The sequence below is a fragment of the Bacillus sp. NPDC060175 genome, assembly GCF_042728695.1.
Taxonomy (GTDB): domain Bacteria; phylum Bacillota; class Bacilli; order Bacillales; family Bacillaceae_G; genus Bacillus_A.
This window is the reverse complement of record NZ_JBHWYR010000015.1, coordinates 26,311-49,910: the sequence shown is the minus strand read 5'-3', so window position 1 is coordinate 49,910 and position 23,600 is coordinate 26,311. Positions and strand designations below refer to the sequence as shown.

The 23,600-nt window shown below is 37.8% G+C and carries 24 protein-coding genes; all 24 read right to left on the bottom strand.

Annotated features, from left to right (window positions below; genetic code table 11):
- Positions 1 to 10: 10 nt before the first annotated feature.
- The gene (gene xerC / locus ACFWDE_RS10475) at positions 11 to 910 is read right to left on the bottom strand and encodes a tyrosine recombinase XerC (RefSeq protein ID WP_078172994.1); all 900 of its coding nucleotides are present in this window, start codon (positions 908 to 910) and stop codon (positions 11 to 13) included.
- 71 nt (positions 911 to 981) lie between these two features.
- Positions 982 to 2,286, bottom strand: coding sequence for an FADH(2)-oxidizing methylenetetrahydrofolate--tRNA-(uracil(54)-C(5))-methyltransferase TrmFO (gene trmFO, locus ACFWDE_RS10470; protein ID WP_002066796.1), 1,305 nt, complete (start codon positions 2,284 to 2,286; stop codon positions 982 to 984).
- 48 nt (positions 2,287 to 2,334) lie between these two features.
- Positions 2,335 to 4,413, bottom strand: coding sequence for a type I DNA topoisomerase (topA, locus tag ACFWDE_RS10465; protein ID WP_377892073.1), 2,079 nt, complete (start codon positions 4,411 to 4,413; stop codon positions 2,335 to 2,337).
- A gap of 144 nt (positions 4,414 to 4,557) precedes the next feature.
- On the bottom strand, positions 4,558 to 5,427 hold the full coding sequence (dprA, locus tag ACFWDE_RS10460; RefSeq protein ID WP_377892070.1) for a DNA-processing protein DprA: 870 nt from the start codon (positions 5,425 to 5,427) through the stop codon (positions 4,558 to 4,560).
- A gap of 88 nt (positions 5,428 to 5,515) precedes the next feature.
- Positions 5,516 to 6,418, bottom strand: a complete 903-nt coding sequence (gene sucD / locus ACFWDE_RS10455) for a succinate--CoA ligase subunit alpha (RefSeq protein WP_000115186.1) — start codon at positions 6,416 to 6,418, stop codon at positions 5,516 to 5,518.
- Between the two features lie 19 nt (positions 6,419 to 6,437).
- On the bottom strand, positions 6,438 to 7,598 hold the full coding sequence (gene sucC / locus ACFWDE_RS10450; RefSeq protein WP_002014529.1) for an ADP-forming succinate--CoA ligase subunit beta: 1,161 nt from the start codon (positions 7,596 to 7,598) through the stop codon (positions 6,438 to 6,440).
- A 193-nt stretch (positions 7,599 to 7,791) separates the two neighbouring features.
- Positions 7,792 to 8,565, bottom strand: a complete 774-nt coding sequence (locus tag ACFWDE_RS10445) for a ribonuclease HII (protein WP_377892066.1) — start codon at positions 8,563 to 8,565, stop codon at positions 7,792 to 7,794.
- Positions 8,566 to 8,620: 55 nt separating this feature from the next.
- Entirely contained in the window at positions 8,621 to 9,511 is an 891-nt protein-coding gene (gene ylqF, locus ACFWDE_RS10440; RefSeq protein ID WP_002066792.1) for a ribosome biogenesis GTPase YlqF, read from the bottom strand.
- A gap of 20 nt (positions 9,512 to 9,531) precedes the next feature.
- On the bottom strand, positions 9,532 to 10,083 hold the full coding sequence (gene lepB / locus ACFWDE_RS10435; protein WP_377892062.1) for a signal peptidase I: 552 nt from the start codon (positions 10,081 to 10,083) through the stop codon (positions 9,532 to 9,534).
- Positions 10,084 to 10,183: 100 nt separating this feature from the next.
- Entirely contained in the window at positions 10,184 to 10,528 is a 345-nt protein-coding gene (rplS, locus tag ACFWDE_RS10430) for a 50S ribosomal protein L19 (RefSeq protein ID WP_002014524.1), read from the bottom strand.
- A gap of 146 nt (positions 10,529 to 10,674) precedes the next feature.
- Complete coding sequence (trmD, locus tag ACFWDE_RS10425; protein ID WP_002014522.1) at positions 10,675 to 11,409, bottom strand: tRNA (guanosine(37)-N1)-methyltransferase TrmD; 735 nt, start codon at positions 11,407 to 11,409, stop codon at positions 10,675 to 10,677.
- Positions 11,409 to 11,924 carry a ribosome maturation factor RimM gene (gene rimM, locus ACFWDE_RS10420; protein WP_215557379.1) on the bottom strand — a complete coding sequence of 172 codons (516 nt, stop codon included), beginning with the start codon at positions 11,922 to 11,924 and terminating at the stop codon, positions 11,409 to 11,411. The genes trmD and rimM overlap by 1 nt, the downstream gene beginning before the upstream one ends.
- A gap of 121 nt (positions 11,925 to 12,045) precedes the next feature.
- Complete coding sequence (locus tag ACFWDE_RS10415; protein WP_002088196.1) at positions 12,046 to 12,273, bottom strand: KH domain-containing protein; 228 nt, start codon at positions 12,271 to 12,273, stop codon at positions 12,046 to 12,048.
- A 14-nt stretch (positions 12,274 to 12,287) separates the two neighbouring features.
- Positions 12,288 to 12,560: a 30S ribosomal protein S16 gene (gene rpsP / locus ACFWDE_RS10410; RefSeq protein ID WP_000268750.1), complete on the bottom strand. Its 273-nt coding sequence runs from the start codon at positions 12,558 to 12,560 to the stop codon at positions 12,288 to 12,290.
- A 100-nt stretch (positions 12,561 to 12,660) separates the two neighbouring features.
- Positions 12,661 to 14,010: a signal recognition particle protein gene (gene ffh / locus ACFWDE_RS10405; protein ID WP_002111383.1), complete on the bottom strand. Its 1,350-nt coding sequence runs from the start codon at positions 14,008 to 14,010 to the stop codon at positions 12,661 to 12,663.
- Positions 14,011 to 14,022: 12 nt separating this feature from the next.
- Positions 14,023 to 14,355, bottom strand: a complete 333-nt coding sequence (locus tag ACFWDE_RS10400) for a putative DNA-binding protein (RefSeq protein ID WP_002160734.1) — start codon at positions 14,353 to 14,355, stop codon at positions 14,023 to 14,025.
- A gap of 132 nt (positions 14,356 to 14,487) precedes the next feature.
- Entirely contained in the window at positions 14,488 to 15,477 is a 990-nt protein-coding gene (ftsY, locus tag ACFWDE_RS10395) for a signal recognition particle-docking protein FtsY (RefSeq protein WP_002160733.1), read from the bottom strand.
- A 14-nt stretch (positions 15,478 to 15,491) separates the two neighbouring features.
- Positions 15,492 to 19,061, bottom strand: coding sequence for a chromosome segregation protein SMC (gene smc, locus ACFWDE_RS10390; protein WP_377892055.1), 3,570 nt, complete (start codon positions 19,059 to 19,061; stop codon positions 15,492 to 15,494).
- A 148-nt stretch (positions 19,062 to 19,209) separates the two neighbouring features.
- Entirely contained in the window at positions 19,210 to 19,947 is a 738-nt protein-coding gene (gene rncS / locus ACFWDE_RS10385) for a ribonuclease III (protein WP_002146086.1), read from the bottom strand.
- Positions 19,948 to 20,005: 58 nt separating this feature from the next.
- A complete protein-coding gene (acpP, locus tag ACFWDE_RS10380) occupies positions 20,006 to 20,239 on the bottom strand; it encodes an acyl carrier protein (protein ID WP_002014515.1) in 234 nt (77 codons plus the stop codon).
- A 69-nt stretch (positions 20,240 to 20,308) separates the two neighbouring features.
- Complete coding sequence (gene fabG / locus ACFWDE_RS10375) at positions 20,309 to 21,049, bottom strand: 3-oxoacyl-[acyl-carrier-protein] reductase (RefSeq protein ID WP_377892052.1); 741 nt, start codon at positions 21,047 to 21,049, stop codon at positions 20,309 to 20,311.
- Positions 21,049 to 21,993: an ACP S-malonyltransferase gene (gene fabD, locus ACFWDE_RS10370; protein ID WP_002160730.1), complete on the bottom strand. Its 945-nt coding sequence runs from the start codon at positions 21,991 to 21,993 to the stop codon at positions 21,049 to 21,051. Before fabD ends, fabG begins: the two co-directional genes overlap by 1 nt.
- 14 nt (positions 21,994 to 22,007) lie before the next feature.
- On the bottom strand, positions 22,008 to 23,000 hold the full coding sequence (plsX, locus tag ACFWDE_RS10365; protein ID WP_377892049.1) for a phosphate acyltransferase PlsX: 993 nt from the start codon (positions 22,998 to 23,000) through the stop codon (positions 22,008 to 22,010).
- Entirely contained in the window at positions 22,997 to 23,590 is a 594-nt protein-coding gene (fapR, locus tag ACFWDE_RS10360; RefSeq protein WP_000747352.1) for a transcription factor FapR, read from the bottom strand. The genes plsX and fapR overlap by 4 nt, the downstream gene beginning before the upstream one ends.
- Between the last annotated feature and the right edge of the window lie 10 nt (positions 23,591 to 23,600).

The window sequence follows — 23,600 nt, the reverse complement described above, 5'->3', positions numbered from 1 at the left end:
TAAAAGCAATTTATGCCCGCGGGTGATGCTTCATGTACACAGAACGCAATCTTTCTTTAGAGACATGCGTATAAATTTGTGTCGTTGACAAATTCTCATGACCTAATAACTCCTGCACAGTACGTAAATCCGCTCCTTCATCCAACATATGTGTAGCAAATGTATGCCTTAACATATGGGGACTTATTCGCATTGTAAGTGAAGCTTTCTTAATGAGTTCGTTCAAAACATAACGTACACCCTGATCTGTTAACGGCTTACCTTTCGCATTTAAAAATACCATATGAGATTGTTCTTCAGTCTTTTGAGCTAACTGTTTTCTCCCGTTCTCTATATAAGTAATTAAAGCATCTTGTGCATAGCTTCCGAACGGAATATATCTTTGTTTTTTCCCTTTTCCCATCACTAAAATTGTTCCCACTGCAAAGTCAATGTCGGTAAGTTGCAAATTAACGCATTCGCTTACACGAATCCCAGTTGCATACATCAACTCTAATAAAGCTTGATTCCTTTGACCTAATGGCGCCCCTGTATCAGAAACTTCAAACAATTCTTCTAACTCTTCAGCATATAAAAACTTTGGGATTGACAATTCTTTCTTGGGAAGTGACGCAAGTGCAAACGGATTATCTTTTTGATAACCTTCACGCATCAAAAAACGATATAAACTTCGTAAGCTTGATACTTTCCTTGCGACAGATTTACGGGCTAACTTCTGATCGTGCAACGTCGTCAAGTATAAACGAACATCCGCGTATGTAACATCTAAAAAAGAGGATATGCCTTCTCGCTCCATAAATTGCACAAAATGTTCTAAATCATTTTGATAACTTGCAATTGTATATTTTGAATAATTTCTTTCAATTTGTAAATATCCAACGAATAATTGTAACAAATTCTTCACATTCACATCCATATAACTCACCTCAATAAAGGCTACTAAATCGTATCACAACTTAGTAGCCTTTGCAAGAAATTTAATTAAATATTTACAAAATTTTGAATTGTTTCCAAAGCGCGTGTAGCATATGCTTCATTTCGCTCTTGTTTCTTTTTAATTTTCTTCTCTAACGGTGTAAATAAACCGAAGTTTGCATTCATTGGCTGGAAGTTTTTCGCATTTGTCGCAGTAATATAATTTGCCATACTTCCCATTGCAGTTACAGGTGGTAATACAACTGGCTCTTCACCTTGTACAAGTCGAGCAGCGTTAATACCCGCTAATAATCCTGATGCTGCTGATTCAACATAACCCTCTACCCCAGTCATTTGACCAGCGAAGAATAAATCATCACGTTGTTTATATTGATATGTTGGACGAAGCAAATTAGGCGAATTAATAAACGTATTACGATGCATTACACCATAACGTACAATCTCTGCGTTTTCTAGTCCTGGAATTAGCTGTAACACTTCTTTTTGTGGCCCCCACTTTAAATGTGTTTGGAAGCCTACAATATTGTATAATGTTCCTGCTGCATCATCTTGACGTAACTGAACAACCGCATACGGTGTTTTCCCTGTTTTCGGATCTTCTAACCCAACAGGCTTCATCGGTCCAAATACTAACGTCTGTCTTCCTCTACTTGCCATAACTTCTACTGGCATACAGCCTTCAAAGAAAATTTCTTTTTCAAATTCTTTTAAAGGCACTGTCTCAGCAGCAATTAAAGCCTCATAAAAACGATCAAACTCTTCTTCTGTCATTGGACAGTTTAAATATGCCGCTTCACCTTTATCATAACGAGATTTTAAATATACTTTATTCATGTCAATGCTGTCTTTCTCAACGATTGGCGCTGCAGCATCATAGAAATAAAAATAATCTTCACCTGTTAGTTTTTTTAATTGTGCAGAAAGATCCGGAGACGTAAGTGGACCTGTCGCAATAACAGTTGGTCCCTCTGGAATTTCAGTGATTTCCTCATTCATTACAGTTACGTTCGGATGATTTTTCACATATTCAGTCACTTTCGCCGCGAATTCATGACGATCTACAGCTAAAGCACCTCCTGCTGGTACAGAGCACTCATCAGCTGCACGAATAATGACAGAATCCATTAGGCGCATTTCTTCTTTAATAACACCGACAGCATTTGTTAATGTGTTTGCGCGAAGTGAGTTACTACATACTAATTCAGCAAATTTATCTGTATGATGAGCTGGTGTTTGCCTTACTGGTCTCATTTCATATAATTTTACTTGGACACCACGCTTTGCAATTTGGTAAGCTGCTTCGCTTCCTGCAAGGCCTGCGCCAATGACGTTTACTACTTGTGTTGTCATATATATCACCTTTCCTTTTCTTCCCGAAAAAAATGTGAGCAGTTACGCTCACATTTGTTGTTCTTCTTCATAATCACACGAAATACATTGTACTTGCACGCCTTTTTTCAACTTTTTCTCTACGAGCATACTTTCACACTTCGGACATTTACGACCAATCGGCTTATCCCAAGATACAAAGTCACATTCTGGATACGTACCGCATCCGTAGAAAAGACGTTTCTTTTTATTACTACGGCGTTCAATAATTTGCCCTTTATCACACTTCGGACAAGTAACACCGATTTCTTTTACAATCGGTTTTGTATTACGACATTCCGGGAAATTCGAACAAGCCATAAACTTCCCATATTTACCCATTTTAAAGACCATCGGGTGACTACATAATTCACAGTCTTCCCCAGCTGGTTCATCTTTAATTTCCACTTCACGCATTTCTTTTTCCGCTTTTTCTAAGCGCGGTTCAAATCCTACGTAGAAATCATCAACAATTTTCACCCAATTTGCATTTCCTTCTTCTACTTCATCAAGGCTTTGCTCCATATTGGCAGTAAATTCAATGTTAATAATTTCTGGGAAAAACTCTAAAATAAGTTCGATTACTATTCCACCAAGCTCAGTCGGAACGAAGCGTTTATTATCTAAAGCAACGTATCCTCGTTTTTGGATTGTTTCAAGTGTCGGTACATAAGTAGACGGTCTCCCAATTCCAAGCTCTTCAAGTGTTCTTACTAGACGAGCCTCTGTATAACGCGGCGGAGGCTGTGTGTAATGTTGCTTCGGTTCTATATCTTTTGAAAATACCGTTTCACCTACTTCTAACGGTGGCAACATCTTATCCTTTTCTTCCGCACCATCATCTTTCGACTCTACATACACTTTCATAAATCCTGGGAACTTTACAACTGATCCACTTGCACGGAACTGAACATTGTTATTAATGAGTTTCGCTGTAACAGTATCCATTATAGCAGATGCCATTTGACTTGCAACAAATCGCTCCCAAATCAGTTTATACAAACGGAGTTGATCACGACTTAAGAAACTTTTTAGTTCCTCTGGCTTTCTCATTACCGAAGTAGGACGAATCGCCTCATGCGCATCTTGTGCTTTCGACTTTTTCGTTTCTTTCTTCTTCTCTGTTCCTATGTATTCCGCACCAAACGCCTCAGTAATGTAATCACGAGCCTCTGTTTGCGCTGTTTCTGAGATACGTGTTGAATCAGTTCTCATATACGTAATAAGACCTACAGTCCCTTGTTTTCCAAGATCCATCCCTTCATACAGCTGCTGTGCAAGCATCATTGTTTTCTTTGCTCGCATATTTAACTTACGCGCTGCCTCTTGTTGCAAGGAAGATGTTGTAAACGGTAATGCAGGGTTACGCTTTCGCTCTTTTCGCGTTACATTTTCAACCGAAAACGCATTGTCTTTCATCTTTTCGATTATTTCGTTCACTTGTGCTTCGTTCGTTAATTGAACTTTTTCACCATCTACACCGTAAAAGCTTGCTTCAAATGTGTCTTTCCCTTTCACAAATTCTGTTTTAATTGTCCAGAATTCTTCAGGTTCAAAACTTTGAATTTCTTTTTCACGTTCGATGATTAAACGAACTGCTACAGATTGTACGCGTCCTGCACTTAATCCTTTTTTTACTTTCTTCCATAATAAAGGACTAATATTGTAGCCAACAAGACGATCGAGTATACGCCTTGCCTGTTGTGCATCTACTAAATCCATATTAATTGCACGAGGATATTTAAATGATTCTTTTATTGCATCTTTTGTAATCTCATTAAATACAACTCGGCAATCTGATTCAACGTCCACATTTAACGTATTTGCTAAATGCCAAGCAATTGCTTCTCCTTCACGATCTGGATCGGCCGCGAGATAGACTTTCTTTGCTTTTTTTGCCGCTGATTTTAAATCTTTTAAAACGGGACCCTTACCACGAATGGTAATATACTTCGGGGTGAAGTTATTCTTTACTTCTATCCCCATTTGGCTTTTAGGTAAATCGCGGACATGTCCCATGGACGCGACGACTTTGTATTTTTTCCCTAAATATTTTTCAATGGTCTTCGCCTTAGAAGGCGACTCCACGATTACGAGGTAATCTGACATGCTAGTGCCTCCTTAAGAGGTGGATTCAAGTCTTCATCAATCTTATTGATTTCTCTTGTTTTTGTCAATCAAGAATGAATATACCATACAGCGACAATCTACCATTTGTCAATAATTGTTTAATAAAAACATAAAAATATATGGTTAATTTAAAATTTCTTCAAGGATATCCTCCGCATTTCTTACTAGCTTTGCGCCTTGTTGAATTAGATGATTCGTTCCCGCTGCACTCTCTATAAATATAGGACCTGGAAGTGCAAACACCTCTCTATTTTGTTCTAATGCAAGGTCTGCAGTAATAAGGGATCCACTTCTCCTTTTTGCTTCTACAACTAAAATACCTTTACTTATACCGCTAATAATTCGATTTCTTTTTGGGAAATACCATTTTTTCGGCACATAATGCGGTGGATACTCTGTCAATAACAATATATAATCTTTCCACGTGTCATATAAACCTCTATTCTCCTTTGGATACATATAAGATAATCCGTGTCCTAATATTGCAATAGTCGGGCAATGCTGCCTTACTGTAACTTCATGAGCAATTGTATCTATCCCTCTTGCAAACCCACTAACAATAAGCCATTCTTTTTCAAGTAAAGGTTGTAAAATAAACTTCATACTCTCCTTTCCATATAAAGACGGTTCTCTCGTTCCAACAATTGCTAATTTATTTATCTTGCCAAGAAAATCTCTCTCTCCTTTTCCGTATAAAACAAAAGGGGGATCTTGTATTTCCTGCAATAGTTGCGGATAATCCTCATCCCATATGGTTATATAAAATATTCGATTTTTTTCTAAATAGGATACATATTGCTTTAGATTTGAAGTCTGAAGGAAATTTACTAGTTCTGAAGATTTTTTCGGGGATATTCCAGCGTAATATTCAAATTGTTTCGGACTAAAAGTGTATATTCCCTTCAGTTCTGGATCAACATATAGTAGTCTCTCCATCGCCTTCCAATGATCCGCCAACATGTAATGAAGGTGCAATAAACGTTCTCTTTTCATCTTGATTCTCCTTACCCATAATTTTTATTATGTAAACAAAAAATGTGTAAAAAGACACCCTCTAATAAGAAGGTGTCTTTCAAAAAGATTAGTAGTTTTTACAAGTCTCAAATAATCCCTTTTCTTTTAAAACAGAGATTAATGTTTCACCCATAACAGCTGGTGTTTCCGCTACTTTAATACCACAAGCTTCCATTGTTTTAATCTTTTCAGCAGCAGTTCCTTTGCCGCCAGAAATGATTGCCCCAGCATGACCCATACGTTTGCCTTCAGGCGCAGTTTGACCGCCAATGAAGCCTACAACTGGTTTTGTCATATTAGCTTGTACCCACTCAGCTGCCTCTTCTTCTGCCGTACCGCCGATTTCACCAATCATAATTACAGCATGCGTTTCTTCATCTTCATTAAATGCTTTTAACGCATCAATAAAGTCCGTACCGTTAACAGGGTCTCCGCCGATACCTACAGCAGTAGATTGGCCGATACCTTCTTGTGTTAACTGATGTACAGCTTCATACGTTAATGTACCAGAGCGAGATACGATACCAACATGACCTTTTTTGTGAATATATCCTGGCATAATACCAATTTTACATTCGTCAGGTGTAATAACACCAGGGCAGTTTGGTCCAAGTAAACGTGTATGTTTACCCGCCATATATCTCTTAACATTTACCATATCTAATACAGGGATTCCTTCAGTAATACATACTACTAAATCAATCTTTGCATCAACAGCTTCCATAATTGCATCAGCCGCAAAAGCGGGTGGAACGTATACAACTGAAGCGTTTGCGCCTGTTGCTTTCACAGCATCTTCTACTGTATCAAATACTGGTACGCCTTCAATATCAGTGCCACCTTTACCTGGTGTTACACCACCTACAATTTTCGTACCGTATTCAATCATTTGCTTTGTATGAAATAACCCTTGAGAACCTGTAATACCTTGAACAATAACTTTTGTATCTTTATTAACTAATACGCTCATTTTTCTCCCCCGCTTTCTATTAGCCCACTAGTGAAACAATTTTTTGTGCACCGTCAGCCATAGATTCTGCTGCAACAATATTTAAACCAGACTCATTTAAAATTTTCTTTCCTAACTCTACATTTGTACCTTCAAGACGTACAACTAAAGGCAACTCAAGACCTACCTGCTTAGTTGCTTCAATAACACCTTCTGCGATAACATCACACTTCATAATGCCACCAAAAATGTTAACGAAGATACCTTTTACATTTTTGTCAGAAAGGATAATTTTGAATGCTTCTGTAACTTTTTCAGCTGTTGCGCCGCCACCAACATCTAAGAAGTTAGCCGGGTCACCATGGTAATGTTTAATGATATCCATTGTAGCCATTGCTAAACCTGCACCATTAACCATACAACCGATATTTCCATCTAAAGGAATGTAGTTTAAGTCATATTTAGAAGCTTCAATTTCTTTTGAATCTTCTTCTTCAAGATCACGAAGTTCTAAAATGTCTTTATTGCGATATAACGCATTAGAATCAAAGTTTAATTTTGCATCTAACGCCATAACTTTACCGTCACCTGTTGTAACAAGTGGATTAATCTCAGCGATAGAGCAATCTTTTTCGATAAACGCACTGTATAAGCCCATCATAAACTTCACAGCTTGTCCTACAAGTTCTTTTGGAATATTGATGTTAAACGCGATTCTACGCGCTTGGAAACCTTGTAAACCTACTGCTGGATCAATATATTCTTTAAAGATTTTTTCAGGCGTTTTTTCTGCTACTTCTTCAATTTCTGTTCCACCTTCTTCAGATGCCATTAAAACAACTTGAGAAGTTGCACGATCTAATACAAGACCTACATAATATTCTTTTTTAATATCGCAACCTTCTTCGATAAGTAAGCGTTTTACTTCCTTACCTTCAGGACCTGTTTGATGCGTCACAAGTGTAGTTCCTAAAATGCTTTCTGCATATGTACGAACTTCTTCTAAATTTTTCGCAACTTTTACACCGCCAGCTTTGCCGCGTCCACCAGCGTGAATTTGCGCTTTAACTACACATACTTCCGTTCCTAATTCTTTCGCTGCTTCTACAGCTTCTTCTACTGTAAATGCAACCTTCCCGTTTGGAACGCTAACCCCATAGCTTCTAAGGACTGCCTTACCTTGGTACTCATGGATATTCATAGTCCCATCCTCCCCTGTTTTCCTGTTTTACTCAAAAAGTTTTTTAATGTTTAAAAAACATTACATTGCCATTGTATAAGATGATTGGCACGCTGTCTACAATAAAGTGTCAGAAAACTGAAATCGCTTTATTCTTTTTCGAAAATAATAATGTTTATATACCAAAATAAAAAATAAGCTGTGAATATACAGCTTATTTTTGAATCATATCTTTAATTGGCGCAAATGATTTTCGATGTTCCTCTAATACTCCATGTACTTCAATCGCTTCTAAATGCTGTTTCGTCCCATATCCCATATGTTGTTCAAATCCATATGCAGGATACTTTCCTCCTAACTCTTTCATCATGCGATCTCTCGTCACTTTCGCAATAATAGATGCAGCTGAAATAGAGACACTTTTCGCATCACCTTTAATGATTGATGTTTGCGGAATTGATGTAGGAAGCTTCATCGCATCGATTAATAAATATTCTGGTGTACATGATAAATTAGCAACGGCATCTAACATCGCTTGCTTCGTCGCTTGATAAATATTTATTTCATCAATAACTTGTGGTGATATAATTCCAACTCCAATCGCAATTGCATGCTCTTTAATTTCATCATAAAAACGCTCACGTTTCGCTTCACTTAATTTTTTCGAGTCATTTAATCCTGGAATATAAAAATCTTCCGGAAGGACGACAGCCGCCGTCACAACCGGTCCTGCTAACGGCCCACGGCCCACTTCATCAATACCAGCAATGTACGTGAGCCCTTTTTCACGTAACTCATTTTCGTACTTTGACATTTCTAGAAATTTCTCTCTTTCTTTTTGCGCTAACTCTTTTTGTTTATACCACTTCAAAATTAGTTTTTGAACACCTTTTCTCTCATCTTTCACTAACATTTGAAAACGCTCGTCTTCTTCACTCATAATTTCTTGCAGCAAACATCCCGCTTCTTGAATAGTCATTTTTTGCATTCATTTACACTCCTTTTAAACGTAACCAAAAAGAAAAGACGTACAAACGCACGTCTTATACTTCTTCTACTTTTTCTACATCTTCCACCTGCTCTGCAAACTCTTCTGGTGTTTCAAATGTCATTTTCCCAAATCTTCCACCACGAAGCTCACGAAGTATAAGCTCAGATGTTTTATCATAATCAATCATTCCGCCGCCCATTAAGCAACCTCTGTTTTTTCCAATTGCATCAAATAACTCCACAATTTCTTCTGGAATGTCATTTAACTTATATCGCTCTTTTAAACGTTCTGGATAATGTTTTTCCATAAAACGTAGTGCATAAATAGCTACATCCTGTAGATTTAATATAGAATCTTTAATTGCACCCGTCGTCGCTAAACGAAGACCAACTAATTCATCTTCAAATTTAGGCCACAAAATACCTGGTGTATCTAATAATTCCATTTCTTTCCCAACTTTAATCCACTGCTGAGCCGTTGTCACACCAGGACGATCTCCTGTTTTTGCTATATTTTTCTTCGCTAATTTATTAATCAGTGTAGATTTACCAACGTTTGGAATACCTACAATTAAAGCACGAATTGCTCTTGGTCTAATGCCTTTAGCAACCATTTTATCGAATTTTTCTTTGACAAGCACTTTACAAGCTGCTGCAATTTCTTTCATACCTTGTCCAGCTTGTGCATTAATTGAAATTGCCTTTTGACCTCTTTCATCAAAATATGCAATCCACTGTTTTGTAAGACGATCATCCGCCATATCCGCTTTATTTAAAACAACAAGCCTTGGTTTATGCGTAATAATTTCATCAATCATTGGATTACGAGAAGATAAAGGTAATCGAGCATCTACAAGCTCAATTACAACATCAATTAACTTTAATTTTTCTGTTACTTGGCGTCTAGCCTTTGCCATATGTCCCGGGAACCATTGGATTACCATGTTGCCACCTTCTTTTTCTTTTATTTCACAATACGTGCATCTTTTAACGGCCAATATAGCATATTTGCTTTACCAATCACTTGTTCCATTGAAATTGTACCAATCGAACGGCTATCTTTACTAAAACGACGATTATCGCCTAAAACAAATAATTGACCTTCTGGAACAGTTTTTTTTCCTGTCATTTCTTCAAGAGTAAAATCATATGTAAGCGGTCCGTCAGCAAGTTGTTTTTTCTGCTTATCTAAATACGGCTCCTCATAAGGTTTCCCGTTAACATATAGTTTATCATTACGGTATTCGATTTCGTCGCCTGGCAGGCCAATAATACGCTTAATGTAATCTTTTTCTTCCGTCGCTCGGAATACAATAATATCAAAGCGTTTCGGATCACCTATGTGATAGCCAATTTTATTAACAATCATTCGATCACGGTCATGTAAAGTCGGCGACATCGATACACCATCTACGAGAATTGGGGCAAAGAAAAACTGTCTAATTACGCCCGCTAATACAACAGCAATCAAAATTGCTTTGATCCATTCCCAAAGTGAGCTCTTCTCTTTCTTCATGCTTTCCCCTCCACAGTTATGTAAGCTGCTCGTATTATACCAAAATTTCATATAGATTGGAAAAAGGGAGCTTGTGTATTTACAAGCTCCCATACATGTCTTATCGAATTTCTTTAATACGTGCTTTTTTACCGCGAAGGTTACGTAAGTAGTATAACTTAGCACGACGTACTTTACCACGGCGAAGTACTTCGATGTTCGCGATTCTTGGCGTGTGAACTGGGAATGTACGCTCAACACCTACACCGTAAGAAATCTTACGAACTGTGAATGTTTCACTGATTCCGCCACCACGACGTTTAATTACAACACCTTCGAAAAGCTGAATTCTTTCACGAGTTCCCTCAACTACTTTTACGTGTACACGTAAAGTGTCTCCAGGACGGAATGAAGGAAGGTCAGTTTTCAATTGGCCTTTTGTGATTTCTGTGATTAATTGTTGCATATTAAATTCTCTCCTTTAAACAGATGCTCTTATAAAGTCTTATTAAATTACAGCGGAACATCGTTAATACGGCTACTGATTTCAGTAGCACAAATGTTATAATAGCATATTGCTAGGACTGTTGCAATAGAAAATATATCAAGCCCTTATCGGTCTTCTTTAATCTGTTCCAGCCATTTCTCTTCTTGCTTAGATAATTCTCGTTCTTCCAGTAAATCCGGCCTACGTGTGTACGTACGACGTAGTGACTCTTTATGGCGCCATTCATCAATGTTTTTATGATTTCCTGACATTAGTACATCCGGTACCTTCATACCACGAAAATCAGCAGGACGTGTATAATGTGGGTGCTCTAACAAACCTGTGCTAAAAGAGTCTTCCACTTGTGACGTTTGATTCCCAAGCACTCCTGGCAAAAGACGTACAACACTGTCAGTGACTACCATAGAAGCCAATTCTCCACCCGTTAATACGTAATCCCCAATAGAAATCTCATCTGTTACAAGATGCTCACGAATTCGTTCATCGTATCCTTCATAATGGCCACATACAAAAATAACATGCTCTTCTCCAGCAAGCTCTTCTGCCTTCTTCTGCGTGAAACGCTCTCCTTGTGGACACATTAAGACGATTCTCGGCTTACGGTCTGTTTCCTTCGTTAACTCTTCTACTGCGTCAAAGATAGGCTGCGGGGTTAATACCATACCAGCGCCCCCACCATACGGATAATCATCTACACTATTATGCTTACTAGTTGTATACTCACGGAAATTGACAACACGAAGCTCTACCGCTTCTTTTTCTTGTGCTTTCTTTAAAATTGAAGACCCAAATACTCCCGTAAACATATCTGGAAACAATGTTAAAATGTCAATTTTCATTATAGTAGCCCTTCCATTACATGAATGGTTACTAATTTTTTTTCAATGTTAACTTGAAGTACAACGTCATCAATATAAGGAATTAACAGATCTTGACCCTTTGGACGTTTAATCACCCAAACGTCATTCGCACCAGGAGATAGAATCTCTTTGATTGTCCCTAACGCTTCTCCTTCTTCCGTTACAACGTTGCAACCAATAATTTCATGGTAGTAGTATTCACCTTCAGCTAGTTCGCCTAACTGCTCTTCTGGTACTTTTATTAAAGAACCTTTAAACTTCTCTGCTTCATCTACATTGTTGTATCCTTCAAATGTTAATAAATCAAATGTCTTATGTTGACGATGGGCAGTTACCTTCACTGTAAGATAGTCTGTACCTTTCTCATCCCATATGTATAACGTGTTCCCTACTTTATATCGCTCTTCTGGAAAATCAGTACGAGAAATAACACGAATTTCTCCTTTTACGCCATGAGTATTTACAATTTTCCCTACGTTAAACCATTTTGTCATAAATAGTATGTCACCCCTGGTTTCTATATAAATTAAGCATTTCCATTTCATATATGGAACATGCAATTTCTCTTTAAATGTTAAAAAAGGGAGAGGAAATAACTCCTCGCCCTTTTTACGTTTATTGAATTTCCAGTGTGACGTTCTCATCATTATGATGTCCCACTGAATACAAGAGCATTCGAATCGCTTTCGCGACTTTCCCTTGCTTTCCAATGACTTTTCCAACATCCTCAGGATGTACAGTTAATCGATACTTTATTTCTCCGTTGCAAAGTTCCTGTGTAACTTTTACATCTCCAGGATGATCCACAAGAGGTTTAACAATTGTCTCGACTAACATTTTCATTTTCATTGCCTCAATTACTTACCTTGTTTAGATAAGTGGAATTTCTCCATGATACCTTGGTTAGAGAAAAGGTTACGAACTGTATCAGATGGTTTAGCACCATTTCCTAACCATTTTAATGCTGCTTCTTCGTTGATCTTAACTTCCGCTGGTTGAGCAACCGGATTGTAAGTACCGATTTCCTCAATGAAACGTCCGTCACGAGGAGAACGAGAATCTGCAACAACTACACGATAGAAAGGAGTTTTTTTAGCTCCCATACGTTTTAAACGAATTTTAACTGCCATTTATAAAGCACCTCCGAATTTATTTCACACAGATAATTATATTAGCAAAAAGACTATTGCTTTGTAAAGTATTTTTTCTTAACAGAGCCATCTTTTTTCCTTACATGAATGGAAACTTCAATCCACCTAGTCCTTTTTTCTTACCTTTTTGCATTCCCGTCATCGTCTTCATCATTTTTTTCATATCATCAAATTGCTTGATTAGACGATTGATTTCTTGTACCGTTGTACCGCTACCTTTGGCAATGCGCTTTTTACGACTAGCATTGATTATTTCCGGTTGTTCTCGTTCTACTTTAGTCATAGAACGAATAATTGCCTCAATATGCCCAATTTGTTTTTCATCAACTTGTGCATTTTTCAGCCCTTTAATTTTATTTGCACCGGGAAGCATTCCTAACAATTCGTCAAGCGGTCCAAGTTGACGCACTTGTCCAAGTTGTTCTAGGAAATCGTCAAGCGTAAACGAAAGCGTACGCATTTTTTGCTCAAGTTCTTTTGCTTTCTCTTCATCAACTGTAGCTTGCGCTTTTTCAATTAATGTTAAGACGTCACCCATCCCTAAAATACGGGATGCCATACGTTCTGGATGGAACGCTTCAATTGCATCTAGTTTTTCACCCATACCAGCAAATTTAATTGGTGTATTTGTTACAGCCTTAATAGATAATGCCGCACCACCGCGCGTATCACCATCTAATTTCGTTAATACAACACCTGTTAATCCTAACTGTTCATGGAAACTTTGTGCTACATTTACCGCGTCTTGTCCTGTCATCGCATCGACAACAAGGAAAATTTCATCCGGTTTCGCAACTTCTTTGACTTTCGCTAATTCATCCATTAGTTCTTCATCAATATGCAGGCGACCCGCTGTATCGATTAAAACATAATCGTGATGATCTTCTTTTGCTTTCGCAATCGCTTGTTTCGCAATTTCAACCGGACTTACTTGATCTCCTAAGGAGAAAACAGGCATGTCCAATTGCTTCCCTAATGTTTCAAGCTGTTTAATTGCTGCTGGACGGTAAATATCCGCTGCAACAAGCATCGGTTTACGATTATGCTTTTTACGAAGCAAATTCGCAAGCTTACCTGTCGTCGTTGTTTTACCCGCACCTTGCAGACCAACCATCATTATAACAGTAGGTGGCTTATTAGCAACAGCAATTTTGCTTTGCTCTCCGCCCATAAGTTCTGTAAGTTCTTCCTGTACGATTTTAATTACTTGTTGTCCAGGTGTCAAACTTTTCATTACATCTTGTCCGACAGCACGCTCAGACACACGCTTTATAAAATCTTTTACTACTTTAAAGTTAACATCCGCTTCTAAAAGAGCTAGACGAACTTCTCTCATCATTTCTTTCACATCGGCTTCAGAAACTTTTCCTTTGCCGCGGATTTTTTGCATTGTCTGTTGAAGTCGGTCGGCTAATCCTTCAAATGCCATATTGCCGCCCTCCTAATCTAATTTTTCGATAGCTTCAACAACTTGTTTCATTTCTTCATACACATGCTCTTCTTCGCTGATTAGCTGTTTTAGCTTTGCAACAAGTCGCTGTCGCTCTTGAAACTTTTGAAGTAATACTAATTTATCTTCATATTCTTCAAGCATCGCTTCAGTCCGTTTAATGTTATCATACACGGCTTGGCGACTTACATCAAATTCTTCCGCAATTTCACCAAGAGATAAATCATCTAGATAATAAAGCGACATATAACTTCTTTGTTTTTGCGTTAACAACGATTGATAAAAATCAAATAAATAATTCATTCTCGTTGTTTTCTCGAGCATGTTGGATCATCCTTTGTTAAGTGATTTCCCTTTACATGATTTAGTTTACATGGAGTACAAAAGAGTGTCAAGTTTTTTTCTTAACATCACATATTTTTATAGAAAAAGAAGCGGAAATACCGCTTCTTTCACTTACACTTCTTCTGTTTCTACTAAGTTCGCAAACAAACCATAAACATATTGTTCTGGATCAAACTGCTGCAGATCATCCATTTGCTCTCCTAGCCCAACAAATTTCACCGGAACATCCATTTCGTTACGAATCGCTAAGACGATACCACCTTTAGCAGTTCCATCTAACTTCGTTAAAACAATACCAGTAACATTTGTTGCTTCACGGAATGTTTTCGCTTGGCTTAAGCCATTTTGTCCTGTTGTTGCATCAATAACTAGTAATACTTCATGAGGAGCCCCTGGTACTTCACGCTCAATTACGCGCTTCACTTTCTCTAACTCTTTCATTAAGTTTACTTTATTTTGTAAGCGTCCTGCTGTATCACATAGTAATACATCCACTTTACGGGCCTTTGCCGCTTGTACAGCATCATACATAACCGCCGCTGGGTCAGATCCTGATCCTTGTTTAATTACTTCTACACCAACACGATCGCCCCATACTTCTAATTGTTCAATCGCCCCAGCACGGAATGTATCTCCTGCCGCCAATAGGACAGACTTACCTTCTGATTTAAATTTATGTGCAAGCTTACCAATCGTCGTCGTTTTCCCCACACCATTAACACCAACAAATAAAACTACCGTTAATTGATCCTCTTGTATATTAACTTCATTACTAAAGTCGCTGTCACCTTTGTAAATTCCCACTAGCTTTTCAGAAATAACAGCCTGTACTTCTTTCGGATCTTGAATGTTGCGACGTTGCACTTCTTCTTTCAACTGATCAATTAATTCCATCACTGTCGAAACTCCGACATCCGCACTAATTAAAATTTCTTCTAATTCCTCAAAGAAATCTTCGTCTATTTTACGGTAACGGTACACTAAGTCATTTACTTTATCAGCAAATGAATTTCTCGTTTTTTCTAATCCTTGTTTAAACTTCTCTGTTACCGTATCCGTTTGTTTTGAAATTTTTTCTTTTAATTTTTTTAAAAAACTCATACTTCCCATCCTTCCTATCTACTTGCAACAAGTTCTTCGCCATCATCTAAACGAACAGAAACAAGCTTCGATACCCCTGATTCTTGCATTGTGACACCGTACAATACATCAGACTCTTCCATTGTACCTTTTCGGTGTGTAATTACAATAAACTGTGTTTCATCACTAAATTTCTTTAAATACTGCGCAAAACGAGCAACGTTTGCCTCATCAAGAGCTGCTTCTACTTCATCTAGTACACAGAATGGGACTGGACGTACTTTTAAAATACCAAATAAGAGCGCAATTGCCGTTAAAGCACGCTCTCCCCCTGAAAGTAAACCTAAGTTTTGTAGTTTCTTTCCTGGTGGTTGCGCTACAATGTCAATACCAGTATTTAGTAAATCTTCTGGATTTGTCATTACTAAATCCGCTCTACCGCCTCCGAATAGTTCAGAGAATACATATTGAAACTCTGTTCGAATCCCTTCGAACGTAGTAGAAAAGCGTTTTTTCATCTCTTCATCCATTTCCATAATAAGTTGATGCAATGTCGATTTCGCTTCTTCTAGGTCATCTCTTTGCTCTAATAAGAATGTATGGCGCTCTGCTACACGTTCATATTCATCAATTGCCCCTAAATTTACTGCGCCTAACTCTTCGATGGATAGTTTAATTAGTTTCACCTTTTTACGTGCATCTTCTGCAGGCATCATCATTGTATACTTAAGTTTTGCCGCTTCAAATGAAATAGTATATGTTTCACGTAAATGTTGCAATCTATTTTCCAGCTCTACATCAAGTCGGTTAATTTTCACTTCTTGATCTTTCAGCATCTCAAGAATATATTTATGTTTACCTATTGTTTCTTTCGCACCGCGCTCTAAATGCTCTACTCTTTCTTGCAATGATACGCGTTGGTCACGACGAGAACGAATTAACTCCGAAGTTTGATTACGATCATACGCTTTCTTCTCAATCATATTCGTAATTTGTTCTTCGCCACTTGAATTAGATGTCATCTCTTGCTTTAAGAACGCTAAATCTTCCTTCGTTTTTACAAGCGTCGCATCAGTCTCTTCTTTTTCCTTCGTCAATCGTTCGACTTTTTCTTTGTGATTAGACAAACGTTGTTGTTGTTCAGCAGCTTGTACTTTTAGCTCCGTCATTTCCTTCTGAACTTTTTCTTTTGAAGAATGTTGTTCACTTTTTTGTTTCGTTAAAACGACGATTTTGCTATCTAATTCCCCAATCTCCGCTTGAAGAGTCGCTAAAATCTTTTCTAACTCTTCTTTACGCCCTTGCATTTTTACTTGATCTTGTAAAAATCCTTCAATCTCTAAATCGTAAATCGATAAACGATCATTAATACGATGTTCATCTAATTCTAAACGATTAATTTCTTCTCTTAGCTTCTGTTCATCTACACGTTCGGTCTCTACACCTTGGCGTAGCTCTCGTATTTGTACTTCTTTTTCTTGAATCTCTTGCTTTACTGCTTTAACAAAGTTTTCTAGCTTCGTTGTTTTTTCTTCCATGTCAGTTAGTTTTTTAGTCCACTCTTCAAGTTCACGTTGACGTCCCAATAAAGAGGATTTCGCCTGTTTTACAGCTCCACCCGTCATAGAACCACCCGGATTCACTACGTCACCTTCGAGTGTTACAATACGATAGCGGTATTGCAGTTGTTTCGCTAACTCATTTGCTCCGCGTAAATCTTTCGCAACAACAACAGTACCTAATAAACTGGAAACTACATTCTCATATTTATTATTGTACTGCACAAGTTCTGCCGCTACACCGACAAACGATGGATGCTGGTTCACAATGCGTAATTGATCAAATGATAGCGATCGGCTTTTAATAACAGCTTGAGGTAAAAACGTTGCACGGCCATGTTTATTTTGCTTTAAAAATGCAATTGCATTACGAGCATGTTCTTCTGTTTGTACTACGATATGTTGCATCGCTGCCCCAAGGGCGATTTCCATTGCGATTTCATATTCTTTCGGCACAGTCAGAAGTTCTGCAACAGCTCCCTCAATACCTTGTAGCCTATCTTCTCTAGCCTTTAATACTTCACGTACCCCTTGATAGAAGCCAGAATAGTCCTCTTGCATCTCTTCTAACATTTCTTTCCGAGAGCGCGCCTGTTGCACAAATTGATACGCTTGATACAGTTTCGTTTCATTTTCACTATACTGTGACTTACATTTCCCAAGTGCCGTTTCTGTCTTCTGTATGTTAGAAATAATGCCAGCTATTTTCTCTCTCGCTTGCTCATAACTTTCTACAAGTTTCGCCTTTTTCGCTGTAACTCCCACACGCATCTGTACATACTTTTCATTTTCTTCATCAAGTCGTTCGTTTTTAGAGTTTTGCTGTTTTGATTGTTCTTCAATCATAGATAATTCATTACGAAGACTTGCTTGTTGATTTAAAAGTTCAATATAGTCACCTTTTAAATTCTCAATTTGTTCCTCTAAATTCTCAGCAAAAGTCGCAAGTAATTGCTCGTTATCATGCAATTTCTTCTCCAATTCTTTTACTTGATTCACAAATTGCATTAACGCTTCTGTACTTGTTTCAATTTCGTCATCATAACTTGTAGCTTTCTCTGTTAACTCAACAATTAGCTTTTCAAGCTGCGTACAATGCGTCGTTGCATTTTGCTTTCTTTCCTTTAACAGCTCGCGTTGCCCTTCTAGTTTTTCTAGTTCTTTACTAGACAGAAGGAGAACTTCTTGTAAGGAATTTACAGATTCATCAACAGCTTGTAATTGCCCGCGTAATTCCTCAAGCTCTTCTTCACTTTTTTGTAAATTCGCCGACATTTTAGCTTCTTCATCTTTATTATGCCCAAATTGATTTCGAAGCGCTTCCCACTTTTCATGTAATTCTTCAATTTCATGTACAATAAGCGCAGCTTCTACTTTCTCTAATTCTTCTTTTTTCTCAAGATAATCTTTCGCAATAGAAGCTTGTCTTTCTAGTGGTTCTACTTGACTACTTAATTCGTGAATAATATCTTGTACACGATTTAAATTTTCTTGTGTTTCCGCCAATTTCCCTTCAGCTTTCTTTTTACGAAGTTTGTATTTCAGCACACCCGCAGCTTCTTCAAATACACCACGACGTTCTTCTGATTTACTACTCAAAATTTCTTCGACTTTCCCCTGGCTAATAATTGAAAAAGCTTCTCTTCCCATACCAGAGTCCATAAATAAATCAATAATATCTTTCAATCTACAAGATTGTTTATTAATATAAAAATCACTATCACCCGAACGAGATACACGACGCGTTACACACACCTCGTTATATTCAATCGGTAAGCGTTGGTCTTCATTATTTAAAGTTAATGTAACTTCAGCAACATTAACCGCTCTTCTCGTATCACTACCGGCAAAAATAATATCCTCCATCTTTGCACCGCGTAATGACTTTGCAGATTGTTCACCAAGTACCCAGCGAATTGCATCAGTAATATTACTTTTCCCGCTCCCGTTAGGTCCTACTACAGAAGTTACACCTGGAACAAAATCGACAGATACACGCTCAGCAAAAGATTTAAATCCTGCTATTTCTAATCTTTTTAAAAACACGAAAGGCCTTCCTCCTATTCTCCGTTGTTGTAAACGTTGTCTGTACGAAAACAAGCTACTATACGGATTTCCCACTCCTTTTATTTATAAATAAAAGGAAAGTTTCATTCTATGCATAAGGAATCCCCCTCATTCAAAGGGGGATTCCTTATGATTGTTCTTTTAATTTTTTCAATGCTTCTGCAGCAGCTTGTTGCTCTGCCTCTTTTTTTGACTTACCACTCCCAAGACCTAATGCCTCATTATTTAAAGTTACACGGGACACAAATTCTCGGTTGTGGGCCGGTCCTTTTTCTTGCAAAATTTGATACTCAATATTGCCACTACCATCACGCTGAATCAACTCTTGCAATTGACTCTTATAATCCATCACATGAGAAAAAGCACCTTCATTAATTTTTGGATATACAACTTCTTTTAAGTATCCCCAAACTGTTTCTAGCCCTTGATCAAGATAAAGGGCACCAATAAACGCTTCAAAGACATCCGCTAATAAAGCTGGTCGTTCACGTCCACCCGTCATTTCCTCACCTTTTCCTAATAAAACAAGGCTACCAAATGACATTTCGTTTGCAAAACGAACAAGAGATGGCTCACATACAATAGCTGCACGTAGTTTTGTTAACTCTCCTTCGCTCATTGTCGGATATTTTTGAAACAGATACTGTGATACAGTGAGTTCCAATACAGCATCGCCAAGAAATTCAAGACGCTCATTGTCCTCATGCGGTTTTTTTCGATGCTCATTCACATACGATGAATGCGTAAATGCTTGAATCAATAATTTTTCATCTGTAAACGTAATACCTATCTTTTCTTGAAATACTTTAAAAGCTTCACGATATTTTGTTTCGTATTTTTTTTCTCTATGTTTTCGGTACGGCATAGGTCCCTCCAGATATAAGCCGAGAAGCCCCGTTAAAAAACGGGACTTCACTTAAGCATTATAGATGACTCTCTATGTAAGTCACAGCATCGCCAACAGTAGCAATCTTTTCAGCATCTTCATCAGAAATTTCCATTTCGAATTCATCTTCTAATTGCATTACAAGTTCTACTACATCTAGGGAGTCTGCGCCTAAATCTTCTTTGAAGCTTGCAGCTGGTACTACTTCAGTTTCTTCTACTCCTAAACGATCAACGACAATTTTTGTTACACGCTCTAAAACATCTGCCATTTTATTCACCTCCCCTCAAATATTATATAAAATATTGTCCAAAAAAACTAGGTGAAATCGATTCTTTTATTACATTACCATACCGCCGTCAACATTTAACGTTTGACCTGTAACATATTTACTTTGATCAGAAGCGAAAAACGTTACAGTATTTGCGATATCTTGTGCTTCTCCAAACTGAGCCACAGGAATTAATTTTAACATTTCTGCTTTAATATTTTCATCTAATACATCCGTCATATCAGTCGCAATAAACCCTGGAGCAATTGCATTTACAGTAATATTTCGGCTCGCTAATTCTTTTGCTGATGTTTTTGTTAATCCAATTACACCAGCTTTAGCAGCAACATAATTTGCTTGTCCTGGGTTTCCTGTTACACCAACAACAGAAGCGATATTAATAATACGTCCATGACGTTGACGCATCATATAGCGCGATACTGCTTTCGTACATAAGAAAACACCTTTTAAGTTTGTATTAATAACTGTATCCCATTCTTCTTCTTTCATACGCATTAATAAATTATCTTTTGTTACACCAGCGTTATTTACAAGAATATCAACTTGTCCAAACGTATCTACAGTTTGTTTCACCATTGCAGTAACATCATCAGCATTTGCAACATCTGCTCTTACTGCAATGGCATCTGAACCTAATTTCTTTATTTCATCAACTACTTCATTCGCCTTTTGCTCATTACCGGCATAATTTACTACAACATTTGCCCCTTGTTTCGCTAAATCAATGGCAATCGCACGACCAATCCCACGTGAAGCACCAGTTACTAATGCTACTTTCCCTTTTAACATCAGCTTTCTCCTCTCAAATTTGAAATGGTATCTTTTAATGTCTCTTCATCATATATCGCATATGCTTTCACTGAAGAATCAATCGACTTCATAAGACCAGCAAGTACTTTTCCAGGTCCGATTTCAATAAATGTATCTACCCCTTGATTCACCATATACTCAATAGATGGGTACCATAATACAGGCGAATAGAGCTGTTCAATTAGCTTTTCTTGAATATCTGTACCACGTGTAATAACATCTGCCGTAACATTTGCAATAATAGGAATATTCGTGTCTTGAATTGTAATTTCATTTAAAACACTTTGGAATTTCTCAGCAGCTGGTTTCATAAGCGAGGAATGAAACGGTCCACTCACTTTGAGCGGAATTGCTCTTTTAGCACCATTTTCTTTCGCTCTTTGAGAAGCAAGTTCTACTCCTTGCTTTGTTCCAGAAATAACAATTTGCTTCGTACTATTCATATTAGCAATTTGTACTGCGTATCCTTCACTTGTTACTTCTTCTGTAACTCGTTTCAGCATATCTGGATCTGCACCTAGAATAGCTGCCATTGCACCTTCCCCGCCTGGAACAGCTTCTTCCATATATTCCCCACGTTTCCTTACAGCATATACAGCGTCTTCGAATGTTAATGCACCAGCAGCTACAAGAGCGCTATATTCACCTAAACTATGTCCTGCGACAAAATCAGGTGTAATATCATACTCCTTCAAAGCTGTTAAAATTGCAAAGCTCGTTGTTAATAGTGCCGGCTGCGCATTTGTCGTTAATGTCAACTTCTCCTGCGGTCCTTCAAAAATCACTTCTGAAAGAGAATCATGCAAAACCTCATCCGCTTTTGCAAACACTTTCGCAACCTCTTTATTATTCTCCGCTAACTGTCTACCCATTCCAACTGCCTGTGAACCTTGGCCCGGAAAAAGAAATGCTATTTTTCCCATTTCAAATCCTCCTCTTATTGAAGCGGCTCCTTCTCCATTACACTTGAAATTGTAGGAATTACTTCTTTCGCTACCATTTCTCTCGTTTGACGAATCGCACTAAATATCGATTGGTCATTAGAAGAACCGTGAGCCTTAATGACAGGAGCTTTCAATCCAAACAACGCCGCTCCTCCATACTCCGAATAATCCATTTTATCTTTCAATATCATAAGTTTTGGTTTTAATACCGCTGCTGCTAATTTGCTCGTAAACGAACTCATTAATTGTTCTTTTAACATAGAGAATAACGCAAGTGCTGTTCCTTCTAATGATTTTAGCGCTACATTACCCGTAAAACCATCACATACAACAACGTCTGCTACACCTTGCAATAAATCTCTTGATTCAACGTTTCCAACGAAATTAATTGGTGCATCCTTGAGCATAGCAAAGACCTGTTTTGAAAGCTCGTTTCCTTTACCATCCTCTGTTCCAACGTTTAAAAGTCCAACGCGTGGATTTTTAATTCCTCTTACCTTCTCTGCGTAAACAGAGCCCATTACTGCATATTGATATAAATGAATTGGTTTTGCATCAACGTTGGCTCCAACATCTAACATAACAAAACCTTCTCCATCAACAGTTGGCATTGTAGGTGATAAAGCTGGTCGTTCAATTCCTTCCATACGACCAACAACAAACAATCCAGCTGCCATCAAAGCTCCTGTACTACCTGCTGATATACAAGCATCCGCTACACCGTCTTTTACTTGCTGCGCCGCTAGTACCATTGAAGCTTGTTTTTTTCGACGAACCGCTCTTACTGGTTCGTCTGTCGATTCAATTTTTTCGTCCGTATGAAGTATAGTAATTCGCTCTTCACTCGTTAAATATTGACGAATCCCCTCTTCTTTCCCTACTAACGTAATATGTAAATCTGAGTATTCCTTAATAGCTTTCATTGCTCCTAATACTACAGCCTTTGGTGCATGATCGCCGCCCATTGCATCTATTGCGATTTTCATAAGTTGTTACCTTCCTCACTATAATTACTAGATCGATACATTTCAAAAGTGCCTGTAAAAACAAGTTCTTCTCCAACAAAGCTACGCACTTTGACAACCGTCCGTCCTTTATCATTCTCTACATCTTCAACACGTGCTTTTGCAACAACACGCTCTCCTAATTTTACAGGACGAATATATCGAATGGTGGACTTTGCAGTTAAAGCTAATTCTTCATCAATAACCGCAACAGCTAGTGAGTTTGCTTGCGCAAACAAATGATGCCCACGAGCAATTTGATTTCTTTTAAATACATGTTCTACCTTTACTTCAAAGATAGAAATCGCATGTCTATCTAATTCTATATCGATAATTTCTCCGACAACCTCTTCTAACGGTAAAGATTTCACATCTTCTTCATGTTGTTTTGTAGCCACATGCTTAATTCGTTCTCTTAATTCCGGAATAGATAATTCCATACGATCAAGACGAACAGTTTGTATGCTCACTTGAAATTTTTCCGCTAAATCTTCATCCGTTATAAAAGGATTCGTTTCTATTGTTTGTTGTAATAATTCTTGTCTTTCTTTTTTACTTCTTCTTTTTTTCATACCGCACCAT